Origin of the sequence: Bacillus aerius (genome assembly GCF_029894105.1) — a bacterium.
In the GTDB taxonomy this organism is placed as follows: domain Bacteria; phylum Bacillota; class Bacilli; order Bacillales; family Bacillaceae; genus Bacillus; species Bacillus altitudinis.
This window is the reverse complement of the sequence record NZ_JARYHO010000001.1, coordinates 1,401,573-1,423,233: the sequence shown is the minus strand read 5'-3', so window position 1 is coordinate 1,423,233 and position 21,661 is coordinate 1,401,573. Positions and strand designations below refer to the sequence as shown.

General features: G+C 40.1%; 25 protein-coding genes. 8 read left to right on the top strand and 17 right to left on the bottom strand.

Annotated features, from left to right (window positions below; genetic code table 11):
- Positions 1–37: 37 nt before the first annotated feature.
- The 3 genes from ftsW to glsA form a co-directional block, all read right to left on the bottom strand.
- Positions 38–1,249 (bottom strand): putative lipid II flippase FtsW, encoded by a 1,212-nt coding sequence (gene ftsW, locus M2353_RS07350; protein WP_284725197.1) that lies wholly within the window; start codon positions 1,247–1,249, stop codon positions 38–40.
- A 205-nt stretch (positions 1,250–1,454) separates the two neighbouring features.
- Positions 1,455–1,736, bottom strand: coding sequence for an Fpa/YlaN family protein (locus tag M2353_RS07345; RefSeq protein WP_003212509.1), 282 nt, complete (start codon positions 1,734–1,736; stop codon positions 1,455–1,457).
- Positions 1,737–1,858: 122 nt separating this feature from the next.
- On the bottom strand, positions 1,859–2,788 hold the full coding sequence (gene glsA / locus M2353_RS07340; RefSeq protein WP_019743436.1) for a glutaminase A: 930 nt from the start codon (positions 2,786–2,788) through the stop codon (positions 1,859–1,861).
- Positions 2,789–2,908: 120 nt separating this feature from the next.
- On the opposite strand from glsA, the gene M2353_RS07335 reads away from it, so the two are divergent.
- Positions 2,909–3,391, top strand: coding sequence for a hypothetical protein (locus tag M2353_RS07335; RefSeq protein ID WP_008345056.1), 483 nt, complete (start codon positions 2,909–2,911; stop codon positions 3,389–3,391).
- Positions 3,392–3,406: 15 nt separating this feature from the next.
- On the opposite strand, the gene M2353_RS07330 is transcribed toward M2353_RS07335, so the two are convergent.
- Complete coding sequence (locus tag M2353_RS07330; protein ID WP_039168623.1) at positions 3,407–4,729, bottom strand: PhoH family protein; 1,323 nt, start codon at positions 4,727–4,729, stop codon at positions 3,407–3,409.
- Positions 4,730–4,869: 140 nt separating this feature from the next.
- Between M2353_RS07330 and M2353_RS07325 the strand changes: the two genes are divergently transcribed.
- Both M2353_RS07325 and M2353_RS07320 read left to right on the top strand, forming a co-directional pair.
- A complete protein-coding gene (locus tag M2353_RS07325; protein WP_284725196.1) occupies positions 4,870–5,487 on the top strand; it encodes a YhcN/YlaJ family sporulation lipoprotein in 618 nt (205 codons plus the stop codon).
- Between the two features lie 309 nt (positions 5,488–5,796).
- A complete protein-coding gene (locus tag M2353_RS07320; RefSeq protein WP_058337385.1) occupies positions 5,797–6,027 on the top strand; it encodes a YlaI family protein in 231 nt (76 codons plus the stop codon).
- A 29-nt stretch (positions 6,028–6,056) separates the two neighbouring features.
- On the opposite strand, the gene M2353_RS07315 is transcribed toward M2353_RS07320, so the two are convergent.
- Positions 6,057–6,338 (bottom strand): YlaH-like family protein, encoded by a 282-nt coding sequence (locus tag M2353_RS07315; protein WP_045034298.1) that lies wholly within the window; start codon positions 6,336–6,338, stop codon positions 6,057–6,059.
- Positions 6,339–6,434: 96 nt separating this feature from the next.
- The gene (typA, locus tag M2353_RS07310; RefSeq protein WP_012009833.1) at positions 6,435–8,273 is read right to left on the bottom strand and encodes a translational GTPase TypA; all 1,839 of its coding nucleotides are present in this window, start codon (positions 8,271–8,273) and stop codon (positions 6,435–6,437) included.
- 113 nt (positions 8,274–8,386) lie between these two features.
- On the opposite strand from typA, the gene M2353_RS07305 reads away from it, so the two are divergent.
- Positions 8,387–8,566: a DUF5325 family protein gene (locus M2353_RS07305; RefSeq protein ID WP_003211596.1), complete on the top strand. Its 180-nt coding sequence runs from the start codon at positions 8,387–8,389 to the stop codon at positions 8,564–8,566.
- A gap of 83 nt (positions 8,567–8,649) precedes the next feature.
- Entirely contained in the window at positions 8,650–9,474 is an 825-nt protein-coding gene (locus M2353_RS07300) for a hypothetical protein (protein ID WP_284725195.1), read from the top strand.
- Positions 9,475–9,517: 43 nt separating this feature from the next.
- Here M2353_RS07300 and M2353_RS07295 read toward each other — a convergent pair whose 3' ends face one another.
- From M2353_RS07295 to M2353_RS07270, 6 genes are all read right to left on the bottom strand, one after another.
- Positions 9,518–9,811 (bottom strand): anti-sigma factor family protein, encoded by a 294-nt coding sequence (locus M2353_RS07295; RefSeq protein ID WP_025207277.1) that lies wholly within the window; start codon positions 9,809–9,811, stop codon positions 9,518–9,520.
- Positions 9,808–10,326, bottom strand: coding sequence for a sigma-70 family RNA polymerase sigma factor (locus M2353_RS07290; RefSeq protein ID WP_025207276.1), 519 nt, complete (start codon positions 10,324–10,326; stop codon positions 9,808–9,810). Before M2353_RS07290 ends, M2353_RS07295 begins: the two co-directional genes overlap by 4 nt.
- The gene (locus tag M2353_RS07285; protein WP_058337388.1) at positions 10,326–10,589 is read right to left on the bottom strand and encodes a hypothetical protein; all 264 of its coding nucleotides are present in this window, start codon (positions 10,587–10,589) and stop codon (positions 10,326–10,328) included. The genes M2353_RS07290 and M2353_RS07285 overlap by 1 nt, the downstream gene beginning before the upstream one ends.
- Positions 10,579–12,504: a hypothetical protein gene (locus tag M2353_RS07280; RefSeq protein ID WP_284725194.1), complete on the bottom strand. Its 1,926-nt coding sequence runs from the start codon at positions 12,502–12,504 to the stop codon at positions 10,579–10,581. The genes M2353_RS07285 and M2353_RS07280 overlap by 11 nt, the downstream gene beginning before the upstream one ends.
- Positions 12,505–12,615: 111 nt before the next feature.
- Positions 12,616–13,422, bottom strand: coding sequence for an inositol monophosphatase family protein (locus M2353_RS07275; RefSeq protein WP_046343457.1), 807 nt, complete (start codon positions 13,420–13,422; stop codon positions 12,616–12,618).
- Between the two features lie 133 nt (positions 13,423–13,555).
- Positions 13,556–13,744, bottom strand: coding sequence for a hypothetical protein (locus tag M2353_RS07270; RefSeq protein ID WP_008345085.1), 189 nt, complete (start codon positions 13,742–13,744; stop codon positions 13,556–13,558).
- A 287-nt stretch (positions 13,745–14,031) separates the two neighbouring features.
- Between M2353_RS07270 and M2353_RS07265 the strand changes: the two genes are divergently transcribed.
- Positions 14,032–14,667: a DUF1054 domain-containing protein gene (locus M2353_RS07265; protein ID WP_008345087.1), complete on the top strand. Its 636-nt coding sequence runs from the start codon at positions 14,032–14,034 to the stop codon at positions 14,665–14,667.
- A gap of 226 nt (positions 14,668–14,893) precedes the next feature.
- On the opposite strand, the gene M2353_RS07260 is transcribed toward M2353_RS07265, so the two are convergent.
- Entirely contained in the window at positions 14,894–15,163 is a 270-nt protein-coding gene (locus M2353_RS07260) for a UPF0223 family protein (RefSeq protein ID WP_056704806.1), read from the bottom strand.
- A gap of 190 nt (positions 15,164–15,353) precedes the next feature.
- Between M2353_RS07260 and M2353_RS07255 the strand changes: the two genes are divergently transcribed.
- Entirely contained in the window at positions 15,354–16,826 is a 1,473-nt protein-coding gene (locus tag M2353_RS07255; protein WP_017359394.1) for an aminotransferase class I/II-fold pyridoxal phosphate-dependent enzyme, read from the top strand.
- Between the two features lie 43 nt (positions 16,827–16,869).
- Here the strand turns inward: M2353_RS07255 and M2353_RS07250 are convergent, their stop codons facing one another.
- Positions 16,870–16,989 carry a GapA-binding peptide SR1P gene (locus tag M2353_RS07250; RefSeq protein ID WP_003212464.1) on the bottom strand — a complete coding sequence of 40 codons (120 nt, stop codon included), beginning with the start codon at positions 16,987–16,989 and terminating at the stop codon, positions 16,870–16,872.
- Positions 16,990–17,307: 318 nt separating this feature from the next.
- Here M2353_RS07250 and M2353_RS07245 point away from each other — a divergent pair, with 318 nt between their 5' ends.
- Positions 17,308–17,688, top strand: a complete 381-nt coding sequence (locus tag M2353_RS07245; RefSeq protein ID WP_223255627.1) for a hypothetical protein — start codon at positions 17,308–17,310, stop codon at positions 17,686–17,688.
- Positions 17,689–17,813: 125 nt separating this feature from the next.
- Here M2353_RS07245 and lpdA read toward each other — a convergent pair whose 3' ends face one another.
- From lpdA to pdhB, 3 genes are all read right to left on the bottom strand, one after another.
- On the bottom strand, positions 17,814–19,226 hold the full coding sequence (gene lpdA / locus M2353_RS07240) for a dihydrolipoyl dehydrogenase (protein ID WP_003211097.1): 1,413 nt from the start codon (positions 19,224–19,226) through the stop codon (positions 17,814–17,816).
- Positions 19,227–19,230: 4 nt separating this feature from the next.
- Positions 19,231–20,574 carry a dihydrolipoamide acetyltransferase family protein gene (locus M2353_RS07235; RefSeq protein ID WP_284725193.1) on the bottom strand — a complete coding sequence of 448 codons (1,344 nt, stop codon included), beginning with the start codon at positions 20,572–20,574 and terminating at the stop codon, positions 19,231–19,233.
- Between the two features lie 109 nt (positions 20,575–20,683).
- Entirely contained in the window at positions 20,684–21,661 is a 978-nt protein-coding gene (gene pdhB / locus M2353_RS07230) for a pyruvate dehydrogenase complex E1 component subunit beta (RefSeq protein ID WP_007498597.1), read from the bottom strand.

The following is a 21,661-nucleotide window of genomic DNA, read 5'->3' as shown; positions in this document are numbered from 1 at the left end:
AATAAAGGAAGAAATGAAAACTGTACACTTTTGTTTTCTAAAGATTCAAAGTTTTCTGCAATCCATTTTTTTGAATCGATGGTTTGCTGATTGATTTTTTCTTTTTATAACGCTCTTTATATTCAGTGAACATGCTGATATTCAGCAATATTCCCATACATCCACTCAGTAAAATGATAGAGGATCCCCCGTAGCTGATAAACGGAAGTGTGACCCCAGTGATCGGAATGAGACCTGAAACACCACCCAAATTAATACACGTTTGGATGGCAATCATTGAAGAAATTCCTATTGCAAGCAAACTTCCAAACGGATCTTCACACTTTCTCGCAATGTAAAAACCTTTCACAACAATAAAGCCAAGGAGAGCAAGGACAAAAAATACACCGAAAAAACCAAGCTCTTCCGAGATAATTGCCATGATAAAATCTGTATGCGGTTCTGGAAGGTATCCATACTTTTGTACACTCTCTCCAAGACCAAGCCCAAAAAAGCCGCCTGATCCAATCGCATAATATGAATTAATCAATTGATGCCCAGAAGCGCCTGCGTCTTTAAATGGATCTTGGAAACTCTCAAAACGTCCAAGACGATTCTGCGTGAAAATTTTATCCCAAAAAAGAATAATAAACGGTGTCACAACAACCATCACCGCACTAAATAAAGCGAGCAGCTTGGCCAGCGTTTTGCCGCTAAACCCTGAGCATAAAATCATCGCAAGGGCAATCATACCAATGATAAAAGCTGTCCCATAGTCTGGCTGTAAAATAATAAATCCGCATAGGATGGAGACAACTACAATTGGAGGTGTAACCCCTCTTAAAACATGGTCAATATAATGCTGCTTCTTTGCATAGACAGCAGCAAGATAAATGATGACAACGATCTTCACGAATTCCGCTGGCTGAAGCCTTAATGGGCCTACCTCGATCCAGCTTCTTGCATTCCCTGCAATATGACCGAAAAAGTATACATAGATAAGTGAACACACAGATAGTAAAAGCATCACAATTTGGAATCTTTTATTTAAGAGCAGCTGATACGGAATGAGGGCTGTAAACATCAAGATGACCGCCCCGACAATCATAAATAAAAGCTGTTTCTTGAAAAAATTATCTGGCGCAGCATCATATCTGATCACAGATGTAATCATACTTGAGCTATACACCATCACCAAGCCGAATGCGCTAATTAATATAATGGCGAACAATAATGAGTAGTCATACGATTTTAGCATTCTCTTTAACATATAATCCTCTTCCTAACGTCTATTTCTACTGCTTGATATTCTCTTCTCTTAGCTGTTCTTATTCTACTACATTTTCTCCGTTTGATCCCGTTTTACCTCTTTATATTGTTCGTCTTTCATGAGACAATCAAGTCCGTTTGGCATCAAATAAAAAGGCGGACAAAAAAACTCAAACTTATGTTGTGGAAGTTTGAGTTTTCAATCATTATTTTTTTGTGAACGCATCATGAAGTGCGGATAGTTCTCTCTCAAGTTTATCGAGTAGTTTTTTGCCTTCATGTTGATCAACTAATCCAAGCCGGACAGCGAAATCAATTTCTCTCGATAATCCGAACATTTGAGTATCTAAAACCTCTTCATAAAGAGGACATTGCGGCATCGTTAAGTTGTCCATTTGCACTTGGATCAATTTTAAAATTTTATCTGCATCCAATTTTAATAAAGCCAGTGCTTTTTGCCGATGATCGACTAAAATTTCTGACGCCAAAAGTATCCCTCCGTTCCCCAGGCGAGTACCTAATTCTTCTATTTATCATAAAGCGAAACGCCCAAAATTGCAAGCAGATTTGTACAGTTCGCTCTGTAAAAATAAAAAGAAGCCATTCGTCATTAAAAGATACTCATCTCATATTTTTCACTCATGAGCTCAAGCAGCTTAATACCCGCAATACTATTCCCTTTTTCATCCAAAGCAGGACCGAATATACCTATCCCAAAGTCGTATGGCGCCGCCCCCATAATTCCGCCTGAAACACCACTTTTAGCAGGGATTCCGATATTGATTGCAAATTCCCCGCTCGCATTGTACATACCGCATGTGACCATAAACGTTTTACAAATTCTAGCAACATCTTTCGAAAGGATTTGCTTTCCTGTCTCTGGATGCCTGCCATCTAATGAAAAAACACACGCGATCTTCGCCAAATCCAGGCTATTCATCATGACGGCGCACTGCTTCGTATAGACATCCATCACCTCTTCTACATTCCCTTTAATGATATGATATTGCTTCATATAATAGCACATTGCGCGGTTAATCATTGATGTTTCAAATTCGGATGCAGCGGTTTCTTTGCAATATGTAATGGTGGTGTCATTGGCAAGCTCTCTAATAAAACCAAGCAGCCGGTTCAGCTGATCTTGCGGCGTTGCCCCTCTTATTAAACTTGTAACGGCAAGCGCTCCTGCATTAATCATTGGGTTAAGCGGCTTATTGGGGCTTGCTGTCTCTAGTTTAATCATCGAATTAAACGGGTCGCCAGTCGGTTCTTGTCCAACATATTGAAACACTTTTTTCGGTCCTTCTTCTGAGAGCACGAGCGCCAGTGCTAATACTTTTGAAATACTTTGCAGGGTGAATCGTTTATCAACATCCCCTGCTGAGTGGCACGTATTACTCACATGATAAACAGCGACAGATAAATCCGATTGATCCGCTTTACCGAGTGCCGGAATATAGGATGCTACCTTTCCATTTTTGGCCACCTTTTTTGCCTCTTCTACAAATCGCTGAAGCTCTTCATTGTCACGACATGCCATGCCCAAAATCCTCCCTATTTTTCGTCTAATCGTAGTGTGTACAAGGAGGTGCATGTTTATGAAAGTGACAAAGCGGGCGAAAACTTCTATAATTTATGTTGGAAAGGGGTTGTCTTAAACATGAGTATTATTCAAATCAAGGGGAACGTACAATACAAGATCACCATTGATCCGAGTGTATGGATTTTTGATGACCGTAAATTTTTAATGGATTCATTTTTTGAGAAAAGTGCAGCAAACGAAGAGCAGCAGCTAGATCAGGAACTCGATCAAGAGCGGGTCATAAGAGAAGGTCAAACACTTCCACCCACATTAAAAACAGAGAAAAAGTACGAAAAAGAAAGACTTGTCACAGGCAGCTTCGGGATGAAACTTGGCGACATGATAAAAAATGCAGAACCGCTCGAACAAGCGGAGACGTGTGAATTTGTCACAGAAACAGAAACAATTGCTGTTCCGCTCTCTAAGGCGATGGATAGCATTGCCCATTTCAGCCAAAATGGAAAGCCTATAACAGAAGAAGGACCAATCCACGTCTATTTCGAGGATCAGTCCAACATCACTCAGCCGATTAAAGGCGTCAAAGAGTTAATCATTACATAAGATGACGGGTCTGGACTATAATAAATCAGCTGCAAGCTGTGCAAGTCCAGACCTTTCTCCTTTGACAAGCTTGACATGTCCAGATATTTGCTGCCCTTTGAAACGCTCAATGACATATGTGAGCCCATTATTTAAGCTGTCTAAATAAGGGTGATCAATCTGCTCTGGGTCTCCCATGAGCACAATTTTACTTCCCTCACCAACCCGCGTTAATAATGTTTTTACTTCGTGTTTTGTTAAATTTTGCGCCTCATCGATAATGATAAATTGATCTGGGATACTTCTCCCGCGAATATACGTTAAAGCTTCCACTTGAATTGAACCGATGCCCGCTAGTATCGCATCGAGTTCACCAGGTTTTTTTGTGTTAAATAAAAATTCTAGGTTGTCATAGATCGGCTGCATCCACGGTCTGAGCTTCTCTTCTTTTTCGCCTGGCAAATACCCTAAATCCTTACCGACAGGAACAATAGAGCGGGCCACGATGAGCTTTTTAAACATGCCAAGGTCCTCTGTCTGCATTAATCCAGCAGCAAGTGCAAGCAGTGTCTTTCCTGTTCCCGCTTTTCCGATAAGTGTCACAAGCGGAATATCGCGGCGTAAAAGTAACTCAAGCGCCATCGTTTGCTGGACATTTTTTGGGCGAATTCCCCAGATATGTTCTTGGTCATAAATAAGCCGTTTCACATGCTCTGCTTTTTGATCAAGCATCCCCAAAGCAGAACCACCTTCATTTCCCTTCATAATGATAAATTGATGAGGGTTTAATGGCGCCTGGGTGACGTCTTTTATCGGTAACTGATTTTGCTTATAAAATGTATTCAGCTGCTCAGTCGGAATATAGAGCTCGTGATAGCCGTTATCAATGTCTTCATTTTGTAGCACTCGATCGCTTAAGAAATCCTCTGCTTGCAGACCAATGGCATCCGCCTTTACTCGCACTAGGACATCTTTGCTGACCAAAATAACAGGCCGGCCATCCGGTTTTGTTTCTTCCTCTAGGCTCAAATTCTTCGCAACAGCCAAAATTCGGTTATCGTTTGTTTTTTCGATGAAAATTTCTTGAAGTTCATGGAAAGAGCGATGATTCAGCTCAATACGCAGTGTTCCTTTTGACTCCAGCGTAATTTTTTCATGCAGTTTCCCTTTCGATCTCAACCCGTCGATTAAACGTGAGACACGTCGTGCATTTTGCCCAACCTCGTCCATATATCTTTTTTTCGAGTCAACTTCTTCTAACACTACGGCCGGAATCACGACCTCGTTGTCTTCAAATGAAAAGATTGAATTCGGATCCTGTAATAACACATTTGTGTCTAATACATAAATTTTACTCAGGTCCTTCGCCTCCTGATCGGGGTTTCATTCATCCTTGTCTTTCCAAAAACGATTGTTAAAATATATGTTTTCATGAATAAAGTTAGAAGATTAATTCAACAATAAAATAAATCATGCAGTTTGTGAAGGAGGGAATACACATGCGACTATTTTTGACGTTATTCATGGTTCAAACCATTCTTTTATTAGGCGCTTGCCAACATCAAGAGAAGCCTTTGGCACAAGAACATCAAGACGGAAACAAGCATTTAGTAAGAGTATCAGACTCATCCAAGAAAAACACTGACAAAGCCAGCCCATCAACAGATGTGGCAAAGCACCTAGTGAATGTGACTGAGCATGTAGCAGATGTAAATGACGCAACAGCGATCGTCATCGGCAAGTATGCTGTCGTCGGCATTGATGTAAAAGATGATTTAGATAGAAGCAAAGTTGAAACCATTAAATATTCAGTCGCCAAAGCACTGAAAAATGACCCAGAAGGTGCGAATGCTGTTGTCGTCGCTGACCCTGATACAGTGAGCCGTTTAAAGGAAATGGGCAAAGAAATACAAGCAGGCAGGCCAGTAAGCGGAATTATGGACGAATTAGCAGCCATTGTGGGCCGTGTTATGCCAGAAATGCCTCGAAATGAAATCGACCGTAACGAAATAGATCCGACAAATGATCCGAACCATCAGCTCAAACAACAAGATCAAAAGCAATTAGAAAAAAACCAAAATGATCAATCAAACCATCATATGAATCAGAAGAAATAATGAGAACGGCTTATATCTCTTGTGATATAAGCATCAGATTGTTGACAAAGGGCTAAAATGAACTTTATTTTGGCTCTTTGTCTTCTTTTCAGCGTGATAGAAAACCTTTGCAGCCCTAGGAAGGACGAGCATCGGCGCGGAGCGAATTTGACATTCGTGAGCACCGAAGCGCAGGACTGACACCGAATGCGAGGGTTTGTCTACACGCTGCGGCTTATATCTCTTGTGATATAAGCCTTTTTTATACTGATTTTAAGTGGTTAAAAAAACATGCTATAATGAAGGCATGACCAAAGTGAGGTGAAAATGATGAGAGTGAAGTGCTCATTATGTGAAAAGCTTGAAACCATTAATGATGATACACTTGTTGCTAAGCGGTTAAGAAATCGACCGATTCATACATATATGTGCGATGAATGCCAAGAAAGAATTAAAGTAAAGACAGAGGCACGCATCAAAACTGGCAGATTCTCTCTTTATCAAGATCCTGCGACGAAAGAGAAAAAGAAGAAAAAAGGAAAAAAAGAACAGAAGACATAAAAAAGACCTGACACAAGTTCAGGTCTTTTTTACGTACTTACTGTTCCTTCTTTTTTCGCACGATGCAGCCGTATTTTATAAATAATCAAAATGACAGCTGCCACAACCAGGCCTTCTGCGACTGGCAAGAAGATACCTAGAAATGTGAGAAACGTGCAACCAAAAATCAAAAACAAATAAATGACAAGTGCTTTTAAAATCGGTAAACGTCTAGCAAAGCCGAGTTTAAAAACAATAATCGCTAAAACAAGGATGGTGCCATATAAGAGCCACATCCCTGTTTGCGGATTTTCATCGACACGAAACAGCATCGCGAAAAAGGATAGATTCTCACTTACTTCCTGATCATTCAAAAAGATTCCCTCCCCTTATCTTTCAGGGTTCTATCTTTTTAATTCTTCATGGAATTACGATAATCCTGCTAGCTTTTTCTTCTTCGCTGCTTTCTCACGTTCGTTTTTATCTAAAATTTTCTTTCTTAAACGGATCGATTCCGGTGTAACCTCACAGTATTCGTCTTCATTCAAGTACTCAAGAGATTCCTCAAGTGACATAATACGTGGTTTTTTCATGCTCACCGTTTGATCTTTCGTCGCTGAACGTACGTTTGTTTGTTGTTTCATACGGCTCACGTTGACAACAAGATCGTTTTCACGGTTATGCTCACCAACAATCATTCCTTGGTATACTTCAACACCCGGCTCAACGAAAATCACACCGCGCTCTTCAACGCCTTGGATTCCGTAAGCAGTTGCTTTACCTGTTTCCATTGAAACAAGTACACCTTGACGGCGTCCGCCAACTTGACCAGACTGCATCGGCTGGTAGCTGTCAAACGTATGGTTCAAAATACCAAAACCACGAGTTAATGAAAGAAATTCAGTTGTATATCCGATTAAACCACGTGATGGCACTGTAAAGATCAGGCGAACTTGACCGTTACCATTATTGATCATGTCAATCATTTCACCTTTTCTTGCGCCCATTGATTCCATGATAGAGCCAGTGTGCTCTTCAGGTACATCAATTTGAACGCGCTCAACAGGCTCACATCGAACACCGTCAACTTCTTTTACAATAACTTCTGGCTTCGATACTTGCAGTTCAAATCCTTCACGTCTCATATTCTCAATCAGAATGGATAAGTGAAGCTCACCGCGTCCTGATACGACCCAAGCATCAGGTGAATCCGTTGGATCTACACGAAGACTTACGTCTGTTTGAAGCTGCTGTTCTAAACGCTCTTCAATTTTACGTGATGTCACGTACTTTCCTTCACGTCCTGCAAATGGGCTGTTATTCACAACAAATGTCATTTGAAGTGTCGGCTCATCAATACGAAGGATCGGCAATGCCTCTTGGTGTTCTACCGGGCAGACTGTTTCTCCTACGTTGATGTCTTCCATACCAGATACTGCGACAAGATCTCCAGCTTTCGCTTCATTGATTTCCACTCGTTTTAACCCTTGGAAACCAAAAATCTTCGTCACGCGGAATTGTTTTACACTGCCATCCACTTTCATTAGAGCAACTTGCTGTCCTACTTGCATCGTTCCTCTAAATACACGGCCAATTCCAATTCTTCCAACATAATCATTGTAATCAAGTAGCGCCACTTGGAATTGAAGCGGCTCTTCATGGTTGTCGACTGGGCATGGGATATGGTTGACAATCGCTTCAAACAACGATTCCATGTTTTCATCTTGCTTACTAGCATCGTTACTTGCTGTACCATTGATTGCTGATGCATATACAACTGGGAATTCAAGCTGTTCTTCTGTTGCATCCAATTCAATGAACAAGTCAATGACTTCATCGACTACTTCAGCTGGACGAGCAAAGTCACGGTCAATTTTATTGACAACAACAATTGGTGTTAAGTTTTGCTCAAGTGCTTTTTTTAGCACGAATCGTGTTTGAGGCATACAACCTTCATATGCATCCACAACGAGAAGTACACCATCTACCATTTTCATGATACGCTCAACTTCACCACCGAAATCGGCGTGTCCTGGTGTATCTAAAATATTAATGCGTGTATCTTTATAATGGATCGCAGTATTTTTAGCTAAGATCGTAATACCGCGCTCTCGCTCTAAATCATTTGAATCCATGGCTCTCTCAGCGATATTTTCATTCGCACGGAAAGTACCAGCTTGATGGAGCAATTGGTCAACAAGCGTCGTTTTACCATGGTCAACGTGGGCAATAATTGCGATGTTGCGAAGGTCTTTTCGAAGTTTCACATTTTCATCTCCTAAAATAATTAGATAACTTTCATATTATATCACAATCCCCTTTAAATGCCGATCGTTTTTCTGTAAACTTATATTAACTCTAAAAAAAGGGATGGAGACAAATGAAACAAATCAAATGGCTTCTATTATTATGTGCATTACTTGCGGTTGTCAGTATGGCGTTTATTGGGGTAACTCTTGCAGAAAAAAACGTGCTGGGTATTTGTCTAAGTATTGTGTTCGCCATGATTTTCATGGGTACAGGATTTACATTAAAACGAAAATTAAACGTACAATCATAAAATTTATGAAAAGCCTTTTACATTTTACATGTAGAAGGCTTTTATTTTGGGTAAAAACAAGACCAACCACCTATGTAACACTAATGATTCAACTAAAAATTTCATATAGTGTTGGCAAATCTAAGCAATCTGAACTCCTCCATTTTTCGACAAGAACTTTTATAGTTCTCCAAAATCAAACACAAAGTTACATTTTTCCTATTCTTCCACAAAGTTTCTCATGGTATGCTGTTCTTGCAACAAATTTAACAGAAAAGGGAGAGAAAAGAAGCATGAAGAAGTTTTTGAGCAAATCGCTCAGCTCTGTTGTATTTTTCGCTTTAGCTATCATTTTTACTTTCACAACAGTAGCTCCTGGGCAAGCAAGCGCTGCAACTTTCAAAGGGATTCCTTTTGAGCAGCAACAAATTATTAAAGATTTATTGGAGAAAAACGAGCGTGTCATCAACATTCTCATCAATTCATTTGTTGAGGAAGACAACAACTACACATTTGATGTGAAAAAAGCTGTTGAGCTCGGTTTGACTGAAGAAGAAGCGGCGACTGCTGAGAAATTCTTAGATCGCGCAGCTGTTCTTACAATCGTTTTCAGTGAAAGCATCTCTAAAAACGAAAAAGGGAAATTGGTTTTTGATGCAGCGAAAGCTGTTGAACTTGGTCTTACTAAAGAAGAAGCAACTAAATTCGAAAAGCTTTTCAAATCAGTGATCAGAATTGCTGATCTTGCTGGTGATGCACTTATTCTAGACAAAAAAGGAAACGTTGTAATTGATTCTAAAATCGCTAAAGGTCTTGGATTCAGCTCTACTGAATTACTTGTTTTCAACCAATTGCTTAAGAAAATTCCTCAAGAGCAATTAAAAACATTCTATGATGCAGTTCAAATTGCTAAAGAAAAATTGAACTAAGCTCAAAAACCCCCATCCGGTTCATCCAGATGGGGGTTCTTTCTTATATCCAATAGATCAAGAGCATGATGAGATAGACGATACTAAAAACGATACTTGCCCGTAATAACAGTTTTCCATAGTAGCGCTTTTCAAACTTTCTTTTTTCTTCTTTTTCATCTATGAACGGTATGAAATCTGTTGACTTTGCAATAGAGACTGGTTCTTTCATTTCTTCATATAGATGAAGGCATTTTTTGCATGAACGTAAGTGCTCATTCACTAATTGATTTGTTTCTTCACTCGTGTCCCCTTCTATATAAAGTGGTAATAGTTCTTCAATCAAATAACAGTTCATTTGTTGAACTCCTCACAATGTAGCTTTCGTTTCAGCTCTAATCTTGCTCGATGAAGGGTTGTCTTTACTTTAGATAAAGTCCAATTCAAAATTTCCGCTACTTCTTCATACGATAATTCCTGAATATCTCTTAAAATGAGGACTTCTCGGTAAGAATCCTTCAATTGATTGATATGGCTCCACAGCCTTTGAATATCAGCTTGAGTTTCTAAATGCTCTTCAGGTGTCATGAATATCTGCTGCTCTAAAAAGTCAGCTTTTTCTACATCCGTAAAAGTTCGTTTTACTTTTCGGCGATAGTCGTTGACAAATGTATGATAAGCAATGGTGTAAAGCCATGTTTTAATGCTTGAATGTCCTTTAAAAGAGGATAATCCATGCAGTGCCTTGATAAATACATCCTGCGCAAGATCCTTGGCTGTTTCGACATTTCCCGTTCTGCGATATAAATATTTGGTGATTTCCTGAAAATATTCTTCATATATTTTTTCAATTTGATTGGTCGGTCTAGACATCAAAAATAAAACCACACAGTCATCCAAATTGATAAAACGATAAAAAAGAAGTATAACGAAGAAATAAACCACTTCATGCGTTTTAATTCGTGATAATCGCTCTGATCCTCAGTGTGGACAGGAGCAAACTCGTTTCCCTTAACAGAATGCTGAAACTGCTTTTCATGCGTCTTCATCCAGTTAGAAGCCTCTTCTCCAAGCTCCCCTTCCTGATACAATTCATATAAGTCTTGAAAGATGGCTTGTTTTTCTTTATCTGTCAAAACGTTGCACCTCTTTTGTTCGTCCATTTACTTCATATATTTTCCGCTCATTCGATCCGAAGGTTTGAATGATCACAAACCACGAAATGCGCATTTTCCCCTCTTTGTCGATCATTCTCACCGGCTTGATTTGTTTTTTATAGATGGCATAAGGTTCATACTTTTTGAGAACTTGCTGATAGACTTCATCACGTTCTTGATTCGATACCGTATGCGGTAAAGAAGAGTTTGATTGCCAATTCAACGCAATTCCATCGGCATCTCTCGTCACATGAAGTAAATTTGATGATCCGTGAAAAGTATATTGTTTGTGTTCACGAGTTCCTGTTTCTATCTTCACGTCTTTTGACTGTTCCCCTATCAATTCCAACAAATCTTCGTCACTGATATTTCCTTTTTTCTGTTGAAGAATCGCTTTTGATAGCTGTATTTTCAGCAATTCTTTCGTTGAACCATTAAACAGAAATTCAGATTGATCGGCTGTCTTTACCGCCACTTCATGCTGCCATTCAAAATAAAAAGCATCAACGTCTGTGATCTGGTAAGCTGGGGGCTGTAAATTTAACTTTTTATAAATACGATTAATTTTCGTTTTCATTTCTTTGTTTGTTAAATTGATCCCATCTACATCCTTCAATTGAAAGATGGCGTTCCCATATTGCGCTTGTCGAAGCGTCTCTTTTTTCCAGGTGGCAAACGCTAAGCTCTCATCTTTATTCTGAGACATTTTTGGCAAAAGAAGAACGCTTGTCTCCCCGTCTTCTTTTTCAACCACTACATGAATGCGGTCTAGATCAACGGATCGGCCGCTTCTTTCAAAAAATTCAATGGTTTTTTCCCTATATTCTTTATCGGTCAAATGCTGACCCTTTGCGCGACCATGATAAAAATAGCTGTTTAATTCACCTGTAAACGCAGAAACATTCACTTCATATTGATCGGCTGCAAACACGTAGTTATCAGAGATCGGCTGTTTAATAGTCGTTGAATATAATGAAGTGTCCGCCGGTACAAACTTTGAAGCGAATGCTTTTGCACTTGCTTCAGATAAAGGGCGATATTCTTCTGAAAAAGTATCTGTCAGTTCCGTTTTGGTGAATTGAAACATGATATGTGGGAGATTTAGGACCGGGTTTAGCATTAGCATAAAAAAGACGACAATTCCCCAAGCACCCCACTTTCTCAACTTCACCTTGTTTTGTAGTAACGCACATAACAAATGTAATGTCATAAAGCTTCCTGCGGCCGCTACTAAAATCACAATGGATTTAAACGAAGATTGCAGCTCATACTTCGAGATAGAAGGATAAAAAATATACAGCAGCGCAGCGAAAATCAGGCCATAGAAAAACAGCAATTCTTTCCACTTCTGATGCCAAAACAAACGAAAGAATAGGTAAAGTACCAAAGCGGCAAAGCCAATCATAAGCACAATGGTCATCAAATTTCTCCATACCAGCTCCGTATCACCGCTGAGAAAGAACTTTTTGCTTTCAACTAACACAATAAATACCGTTTGACATAAAGGCAGAAGTAACACAGATAAATCAAACGCAAAAAACATGCCCCTATTTTTTAAATAAGGAAGAGAAATCACATAGAAAAGTGATGCAAGCAAGACATAACCATAGATGAGAAATTGCATGAACTCTGTCAGCACTTCAAATGTTTCGATCGTATACTGTCTAGCTAGCACTTGGTGAATCATCTCAAGTGTCATACTCCCTAGCAGAACTACTCTTAATACGATTCCAGCATAAAATACATAACTACTCTTCTTTTCTTTCCATATGGGAAGTGCAATGAAAAGGACAAATAGTCCAAGCACACACCATTGAATCATGTGGATACTGTACTCATTTAAAATAAAAAACCTTTCAAAATGGAGGGATAAATCACTAAACAAATCAAACATCGCTACACAATCCTTTACTTCAAATTAAGGCCTCGTTCGTATAGACATTTGACTTGTCAAAAAGTTTCATCAAATACAAAAAATCACTTCATTCTCATGAAGTGATGTTGTTTATTTTTTATTTCCGCTTCCCTTTATGTAATCATGCAAGATTTTTTCACAGACGGATCGATTTCCAGCAACAATGCTATTTTTCTCTAGAAACGTCAAGCGTTCTCCGTGAATATTCGAGTAAACAGCGCCTACTTCATCAAGTAACACACATCCAGCCGCATAATCCCAAGGCGCTAGCCTTAACGTGACATATGCGTCGCTTCTTCCGCTTGCAATATAAGCTAGTTCAAGTGCAGCTGACCCAATCGTTCGTGTTCCTCTCACATCGCGTACGAGACGAGCAAACGGTTTAGCGTCAAAATGGGGGCTTTCAATCGCCCATGTTGGGTTAATGCCGACAATGGCTTTTTCAATGGCGACATCTTTTAAAGGCGGGAGTAAGGTATCGTTCATATACGCCCCTTCTCCTTTGACTGCATGATAGAGCTCGTCATGGATGACGTCATAAATAAGGCCGATTTTCCCCACACCATGTTCAAATATCCCAATTGAAATGGCAAAATTTCGTTTTTGATGGACAAAGTTCATGGTGCCATCAATTGGATCAATGATCCATACTATCCCGTCAAGAGAGGTCACTTCTTCCCCTTGGCCCTCTTCTCCTAAAATGTGATGATCTGAAAATGTCGACTGAATCTTTTCAATGAAGAAACGTTCTGTTTCTTTATCGATGTTTGTGACAAGATCATTTGGATTTGATTTTGTTTCAATTGATAGACCTTCCTGCATGGATTCTTTAATGCGGCTACCCGCTTCTTTTACCCAAAGCTTTGCAAGTCGGTCAATTTCCACCCAGTTTGTCATCGGACTGTAAACCTCTTTTCTATGTAGTACCTATTTGTATTAGCATACTGATATTATGTACGTAAAAGCAAGAAAAAAGCAGCTTCATACAAAAACGAACCGATGAATTGGTTCGTTTTTACCTCACCTTGTTTTACCCTTGAAGCTGCTCCCATTCTTTTCTTAGGCGCTCAAGCTTTCGTTTGCTGCGTTCTACCTGGATATCATCTTTTTGCTCGATGGCTTCATGAAGCGTAGAAAGCTCATAATCAACCTCTAATCTCCACACAGCGATGCGATTCTTCTTCTCTTGTCTATACCCATGCTTCACGATTTGCTTCACTGGTCAACGCCCCTTCCAGAGAATGATTCATTCCTTGTCAGTTTTCATTGATAAAAAATACAATCGATAAGAGAAATGGTTCTTGCTTATATCGTATGAAGCGATCGCATAACCGCAACGACATTCTGAAAATTGTGTTTTTACCTATTTGTTATGTACCACAAAATCGAAGTTTTTAAACGCCGAACCAAGATCCCTGCTATCTTTCTCTTTAAAGTGCATCTTTTTTTGAGCTTGACCCAAGCTATGATAAAATATGATCAGCGAAAAGATACAGGAGGCATAACATGAGTGAAATGCGTTTTAGAGATGAAGATTTTGAAACATTCACAGTAGACGGTTTAGATGAACGTATGACCGTATTAAAAGAGAGAGTCCGTCCAAAGCTTGAAGCACTTGGTGAACATTTTGCACCGCTTCTTTCTTCTATTACAGGTGACGAAATGTTTGTCCACGTGGCAAAACATGCAAGAAGATCAGTCAACCCGCCAAATGACACTTGGGTGGCTTTCGCTAACAGTAAGCGTGGGTATAAAAAGCTCCCTCATTTTCAAATTGGGCTTTGGAAAACTCATGTATTTGTATGGTTTGCGCTCATTTATGAATCTCCAGTGAAAGGTGAATATGGGCAACTATTCGAAAAAGAGCTGGACACGATCCAAAAGAAAATACCGCAAGACTTTGTTTGGTCTAAGGATCATATGAAACCGGACGTCCTCCGCCACAGCGAACTTGATGCTGAACAGCTGAGAACACTATTTGAACGTGTTCAAACAGTCAAAAAGGCCGAACTCCTTTGCGGCATCCAGCTTCCTAGAGAAGAAGTTGTTCAAATGAATAATGAAGAATTCTTATCAAAAATTGAAGATGCCTTCCGCACAGTAACTTATCTATACCGCTTTACACAAAAAGAATCTGTATAAAAAAACGAGCCTATGTTGGCTCGTTTCAGATTGTTGACAAAGGGCTAAAATGAACTTTATTTTAGCCCTTTGTCTTCTTTTCAGCGTGATAGAAAACCTTTGCAGTCTAGGAAGGACAGCTACTTGCGCGGAGCGAATTTGTCATTCGTGAGCACCAGCGCGCAGGACTGACAACGAATGCGAGGGTTTGTCTACACGCTGAAACGAGCCTATATTGGCTCGTTTTTTACATCCGTATCATAGCTGCTTCTTCAGCCTCTCTTGCACTTTTTACTGTGCGATAAGGGGAATACCCACTTCCCTTTTCAAACGCCGCACAATGCGTCTTTTCTTCTGCTTTTGATGGTACAACTTCTTTAAATCGTTTATAAGCCTCTAGTAACGCTTGTTTCGCAATTCCTGTTTCATAGGCTTTTTCAACGGCTTGAAAAAATGAAATGACCGCCATCTTTTCTTCAGTTGTCCAGTCGACATCCATTGGATATTGATATTCCATTTACTTGTCCCTCACTTTAATCCACATTTCTTATTTGAACTTTTATTATAGCATCTGTTTGATCAGAATCCGATTGATTTTATGCTTTACATTCCGATCAGTTCATAATATAATTCTTTTGTTTTATGCAATGAAATCTGCTGTTATTGGGATAATAATAGCAGGTATTTCGATGAAGGTGGGAAAGCAATTGTCGCAACATGATACACCCTTATACACTGGACTAAAAAAACACGCTTCAACCAATCCAGTCCAATTTCACATTCCAGGCCATAAAAAAGGGGCCGGAATGGATCCTGAATTTAGAGCATTCATTGGAGACAATGCATTAAGCATTGACCTTATTAATATAGAACCTCTTGATGATTTACATTCGCCTCGAGGAATGATCAAAGAAGCACAGGAGCTTGCAGCAGAAGCATTTGGTGCCGACCATACGTTTTTCTCTATACAAGGAACAAGCGGCGCGATCATGACAATGGTGATGACCGTCTGTGGCCCTGGAGACAAAATTATTGTTCCACGTAATGTCCATAAGTCGATTATGTCTGCAATTGTATTTTCTGGTGCAGTACCTGTTTTTATTCACCCGGAAATTGACAAAGAGCTTGGCATCTCTCATGGCATCACGCCAGAGTCAGCTAAAAGAGCGCTGACTAAACATCCAGATGCGAAAGGGCTACTTGTGATTAACCCAACGTATTTTGGCATTTCAGCTGATTTAAAAACCATTGTAGAGATTGCTCATTCATATGACGTACCTGTTCTTGTAGATGAGGCACATGGTGTGCATATTCATTTTCACGATGAGCTTCCACTGTCTGCGATGCAGGCGGGAGCTGATATGGCAGCAACAAGTGTGCATAAACTTGGTGGCTCTCTCACCCAAAGCTCGATTTTAAATATAAAAGAAGGGCTTGTTTCAAAGGATCGAGTACAATCTATTTTAAGCATGCTGACAACTACGTCTACTTCTTATTTGCTTTTAGCCTCCCTGGATGTCGCTAGAAAGCGATTAGCGACTGAAGGAAAGGCACTTGCAGATGAAGCCATTCGATTAGCTGAATCAGCAAGAACTCGTTTAAACGAAATTGAAGGTATTACTTGTATTGGTCAAGAAATTCTCGGTTCACCTTCTACTTACGATTATGACCCAACAAAATTAATCATCTCCATTAAAGACCTTGGACTCAATGGCCATGATGTGGAGAAATGGCTAAGAGAAAGCTACCGAATTGAAGTAGAGCTCTCTGACCTATACAATATTTTATGTATCGTGACGCCTGGTGATTGTGATGAGACGATTGATACGCTTGTAACGGCTATGAAGGAAATTGCGGCCACCTCTGCACGTCAAGGCGGAAAACAAGCCGTGACAGAAGTGTTACTGCCTGAGATCCCTTCGCTTGCGATGACGCCGCGTGACGCTTTTTACGCAACAACGGAAGTCATTCCATTTAAAGAAGCGGCTGGCCGGATCATTGCAGAATTTGTCATGGTTTATCCGCCTGGTATTCCTATTTTTATACCAGGAGAAATCATCACAGAAGAAAATATCTCCTATATCTTTAAAAATATCGAAATCGGTCTTCCTGTTCAAGGACCTGAAGATTCCACACTAGATATGATTCGTGTCATTAAAGAACAAAAAGCCATTTTATAAAAAAGAAACATGCAGCCCCAATTGGAGCTGCATGCTTTTTTATTTATTCAGAGGCTTCATCACAGCAATGACAGTGACCACATGTTCCATAAAGTGTTGTCACTTTTTCATTTTCAAATTGATCAATGGTTTCATTGCAATCTTGACAAATAATTGTACCCACTTGTACATTCCCCTTTTCTTTACTCAAAGTTTGAAAGCGTTTAATCTATTTCATATCTCTATAATATGATGTCACATTTAAGTTGTCAACGGTTAATTGTATGACACATTTAATCATTTTTTATAAAAATATGCTTTTTTCTCATCATATTGAGGAAACGTTTCAAATGTATTTTGCTTCATATCAATTCTGTAACAATTGAGTAACAATCGAAAATTGTCAAAAAGGACGTGATACACTAGAGTGACTAACAGGGAACTGGCTCCTAAAAATGTTGGTACAACCCCAAAGGATTTTGAGGTGAATAGATTGAATTTTATGAGGACCCTTCTCATTATATTCCCTATGCTCTTTGTACTTAGTTCATGCTCATTTGCGTATATCATACCGAATCAGACAGACCAGGTCAGTCATATTCAAAAGCCGAGAATTCTCTTTTTTACTGATGCAGAAAATCTTGATAAAGAAAGTCCTTATTATGACGCAGTGCTCGATTTAAAAAATGAATATCCGAAGGAAATGTCCAAGATGATTGTCAAAGAAGATCGTAAAGGCTGGAAAAATGAAGTAGACGAACTGCCGGCTATTTTACTTGTCAATAATGAAAAGGTCATTGTGAAGGTGGAAGGTAATGTCCGAAGTAAAGAGGATATCTTATCACCCATATGCCAAGCATTAGATCGAGTGAATACAAATTAACGATTCGACTTTGCACTTATATATCCATATGAAAAAAGCCCTCAGCTCATGAGGGTTTTTCGTTTTCAGCGAGGTTTCACATACATAAAAAAACCCTCTCCGTGTGGAGAGGGTTTCAACGTTCATTATTTTACGATATGGATTGGGCTTCCGATTGCTACTTCAGCCGTTTCCATTGTGATTTCACCTAAAGTTGGGTGAGCGTGAATTGTCATTGCGATATCTTCAGCTGTCACACCAGCTTCAATTGCAAGGCTAAGCTCTGAAATCATATCAGAAGCACCAACACCTGCGATTTGTGCACCGATAACTAGACCATCCTCTTTACGAGTGATCATTTTCATGAAGCCATCAGTTGCATCAAGAGAAAGTGCACGTCCGTTCGCTGCGAATGGGAATTTCGCTGCAACGATGTCGATTCCTTCTTCTTTTGCTTCTGCTTCAGTATATCCAACAGTTGCAAGTTCTGGCTCAGAGAATACAACAGCAGGAATACCAAGGTAATCAATTTCAGCTGGCTCTCCAGCGATTGCTTCAGCAGCAATTTTACCTTCGTAAGAAGCTTTGTGTGCAAGTGGTGGTCCATCAACGATGTCACCAATTGCATAGATGTTTGAAACGCTTGTACGGCATTGTTTGTCAGTTTTGACAACTCCGCGGTCTGTCAGTTCAACACCAACTTGCTCAAGACCAAGCTCATCTGTGTTTGGACGACGACCAACAGTCACAAGTACGTAGTCAGCATCGACAGTTTTTTCTTCACCTTTTACTTCGAAAGTAACAGTGACACCGTCAGATTTTTCTTCAACGCCTTTTGCAAGAGCGTTTGTGTGAATTTCAACGTTTCCTTTTTTCTTCAGGTTACGTTTCACTAATGAGCTCATTTGCTTTTCAAAACCTGGAAGGATTTCGTCTCCACCTTCAAGGATGACAACTTCTGTTCCAAAGTTCGCATAAGCAGTACCAAGCTCAGTACCGATGTATCCACCACCGATGACAACTAACTTTTTAGGTACTTCTTTAAGCGCTAAAGCACCAGTTGAGTTAATCACGCGGTCTGTGTATTTAAATGTAGGCAATTCGATTGGACGAGATCCAGTTGCAAGAATTGCATTTTTAAATGTATAAGTCTGCGCTGAATTTTCATCCATGACACGTACAGAGTTGCTGTCTACGAAATAAGCTTCACCTTTGACGATGTCTACTTTATTTCCTTTTAGAAGACCTTGAACTCCACCTGTTAATTTGTTGACAACAGAAGCTTTCCACTCTTGAACTTTTGTGAAATCAACTGTTACGTTTTCAGCTTTGATACCCATGTCTTCAGAATGCTTTGCATTCTCGAAACGATGTCCAGCATTGATCAATGCTTTTGAAGGGATACAGCCGACGTTTAGACATACGCCGCCAAGTGTTCCTTTTTCAACGATTGTTACTTTTTGTCCTAGCTGTGCAGCACGAATAGCAGCTACATATCCACCAGGACCTGCACCGATGACAAGAGTATCTGTTTCGATTGGGAAATCTCCTACTACCATGAATTTACGCCTCCATTAAAATTAATTGTGGATCATTCAATAAACGCTTGATGTGGTTAAGGGCATTTTGCGCAGTAGCTCCATCAATCATACGGTGGTCAAAGCTTAGGGAAAGAGCTAAGACTGGAGCTGCAACGATTTCGCCATCACGAACAACCGCTTTTTCAGCGATACGGCCAATACCAAGGATCGCTACTTCTGGGTGGTTGATGACTGGAGTAAACCATTGTCCACCAGCAGAACCGATGTTTGTGATTGTGCAAGATGCACCCTTCATTTCAGCTGGAGCCAATTTACCATCACGTGCTTTTGTTGCAAGCTCGTTGATTTCGTTAGATACTTCGAAAATCGCTTTGCGATCTGCATTTTTCACAACTGGAACAAGCAAGCCTTTTTCAGTATCAGCTGCAATTCCGATGTTGTAGTAATGCTTTTGAACAACTTCATCTGTTTTATCATCGATAGAAGTGTTAAGTACTGGGTACTTTTTCAAAGCAGAAGTTAGAGCTTTTACAACGTAAGGCAAGTAAGTTAACTTGATTCCTTGATCAGCTGCAACTTGTTTGAATTGTTTACGATGTGCAACAAGGTTTGTTACATCAACTTCATCCATTAATGTTACGTGTGGAGCTGTGTGCTTAGAGTTCACCATTGCTTTCGCGATCGCTTTGCGGATTCCGCTCATTTTCTCGCGAGTTTCTGGGAATTCTCCTTCTAGAACTGGAGCTACTGCCGCTTTTGGAGCCGCTTCTTCTTTCGCACTTTCAGCTGCTTGAGGTGCTGCTTCTTGAGTTGCTGCAGAACCGCCATTAAGGAAGCTGTCGATATCTTCTTTTAGCACGCGGCCATTTTTACCAGTACCTGCAACTTTGTAAATTTCAACGCCTTTTTCACGCGCATATTTACGTACAGATGGCATAGCAATAACGCGTTTGTTAGGATCAGCATCTACTTGCTCTTGTGCGCCAGCACCAGTTGCTGCTGCCGCTTCTTCTTGAGCAACTTCTTTCTTTTCAGGCTCGTTACCAGCTTCAGCAGTACCTTGTACTTGAGCTTCAGTTTTCGCTTCGCCTTCTTCTTCGCTGCCTTTAAATTGAAGATTTTCGTAACCAGGTGCATCAAACGTAATGATTGTTTGTCCTACAGTTGCAACTGTTCCCTCTTCAACTTTTAATTCTAATACTTTTCCTTTAACAGGTGAAGGAATTTCTACAACTGCTTTATCATTTTGTACCTCTGCTAAAACGTCATCTTCATTGATTTCGTCGTTTGGTTTTACAAACCACTTAACGATCTCACCTTCGTGGATACCTTCTCCGATGTCCGGAAGTTTAAATTCAAATGCCACTGTTTTTCGCCTCCTAGATTATGTTAAACCCTTGTTCTGTCAACATTACACGGTCATGTAATTGATAAAGGGGAAGAGAAATAAATTCTTTTCCCCCTCTGTCATTTAATTAAAATTCAAGAACTTTCTTAGCTGTTTCAAGCACGTCTTTATGGTTTGGAAGCCATACGCTCTCAGCTTGAGAGAAAGCAAATACAGTATCAGGTGCAGCTACACGAAGTACTGGTGCTTCTAGGCTAAGAATTGCTCTATCATTGATTTCAGCTACTACGTTTGCTGCAATACCAGCTTGTTTTTGTGCTTCTTGAACAACGATCGCACGGCCTGTTTTTTCAACAGAAGCGATGATTGTTTCAATATCAAGCGGGCTCACTGTACGAAGGTCAACGACCTCAGCAGAAACGCCTTCTTTTTCAAGTTCTTCAGCAGCTTTAAGTGATTCGTGAACCATTGCACCGTAAGTGATGATTGAAAGGTCAGAACCTTCACGTTTCACGTCAGCTTTACCGATTTCAATTGTGTACTCTTCTTCAGGAACTTCCTGACGGAAAGAACGATAAAGTTTCATATGCTCAAGGAATACAACCGGATCGTTGTCACGGATTGCAGAAATTAATAGTCCTTTCGCATCGTAAGGTGTTGAAGGAATAACAACCTTGATACCAGGCTGTTGTGCAATAAGACCTTCTAAGCTGTCAGCGTGAAGCTCAGGTGTGTGAACTCCTCCGCCAAATGGAGAACGGATTGTCACTGGAGAATGCCAGCGTCCACCAGAACGGTAACGCATACGAGCCATTTGTCCAGAAACAGAATCTAATACTTCGTAAACGAATCCGAAGAATTGAATTTCCATTACTGGGCGGAATTCTTGTAGTCCAAGGCCAATTGCAAGACCGCCAATACCAGATTCAGCAAGTGGAGTATCGAATACACGATCCTCACCAAACTCTTTTTGCAATCCTTCAGTCGCACGGAATACGCCGCCGTTTTTACCAACGTCTTCTCCGAAAACGAGAACGTTTTCGTCATTTTTCAGTTCTGTGCGTAACGCATCAGTGATCGCTTGAATCAATGTCATTTGCGCCAT

Excerpts from the sequence above, each read along its gene's own strand:
- M2353_RS07295 (WP_025207277.1), bottom strand. The coding sequence starts at position 9,811 with ATGAACTGTTATTTGATTGAAGAACTATTACCACTTTATATAGAAGGG.
- M2353_RS07280 (WP_284725194.1), bottom strand. The coding sequence starts at position 12,504 with ATGTTTGATTTGTTTAGTGATTTATCCCTCCATTTTGAAAGGTTTTTT.
- M2353_RS07320 (WP_058337385.1), top strand. The coding sequence starts at position 5,797 with ATGAGAGTGAAGTGCTCATTATGTGAAAAGCTTGAAACCATTAATGAT.
- ftsW (WP_284725197.1), bottom strand. The coding sequence starts at position 1,249 with ATGTTAAAGAGAATGCTAAAATCGTATGACTACTCATTATTGTTCGCC.
- M2353_RS07325 (WP_284725196.1), top strand. The coding sequence starts at position 4,870 with ATGCGACTATTTTTGACGTTATTCATGGTTCAAACCATTCTTTTATTA.
- glsA (WP_019743436.1), bottom strand. The coding sequence starts at position 2,788 with ATGGCATGTCGTGACAATGAAGAGCTTCAGCGATTTGTAGAAGAGGCA.
- lpdA (WP_003211097.1), bottom strand. The coding sequence starts at position 19,226 with ATGGTAGTAGGAGATTTCCCAATCGAAACAGATACTCTTGTCATCGGT.
- M2353_RS07260 (WP_056704806.1), bottom strand. The coding sequence starts at position 15,163 with ATGGAATATCAATATCCAATGGATGTCGACTGGACAACTGAAGAAAAG.
- M2353_RS07305 (WP_003211596.1), top strand. The coding sequence starts at position 8,387 with ATGAAACAAATCAAATGGCTTCTATTATTATGTGCATTACTTGCGGTT.
- M2353_RS07245 (WP_223255627.1), top strand. The coding sequence starts at position 17,308 with ATGAGGACCCTTCTCATTATATTCCCTATGCTCTTTGTACTTAGTTCA.
- M2353_RS07300 (WP_284725195.1), top strand. The coding sequence starts at position 8,650 with ATGATTCAACTAAAAATTTCATATAGTGTTGGCAAATCTAAGCAATCT.
- M2353_RS07290 (WP_025207276.1), bottom strand. The coding sequence starts at position 10,326 with ATGTCTAGACCGACCAATCAAATTGAAAAAATATATGAAGAATATTTT.
- M2353_RS07315 (WP_045034298.1), bottom strand. The coding sequence starts at position 6,338 with ATGCTGTTTCGTGTCGATGAAAATCCGCAAACAGGGATGTGGCTCTTA.
- pdhB (WP_007498597.1), bottom strand. The coding sequence starts at position 21,661 with ATGGCGCAAATGACATTGATTCAAGCGATCACTGATGCGTTACGCACA.
- M2353_RS07275 (WP_046343457.1), bottom strand. The coding sequence starts at position 13,422 with ATGACAAACTGGGTGGAAATTGACCGACTTGCAAAGCTTTGGGTAAAA.
- M2353_RS07335 (WP_008345056.1), top strand. The coding sequence starts at position 2,909 with ATGAGTATTATTCAAATCAAGGGGAACGTACAATACAAGATCACCATT.
- M2353_RS07265 (WP_008345087.1), top strand. The coding sequence starts at position 14,032 with ATGAGTGAAATGCGTTTTAGAGATGAAGATTTTGAAACATTCACAGTA.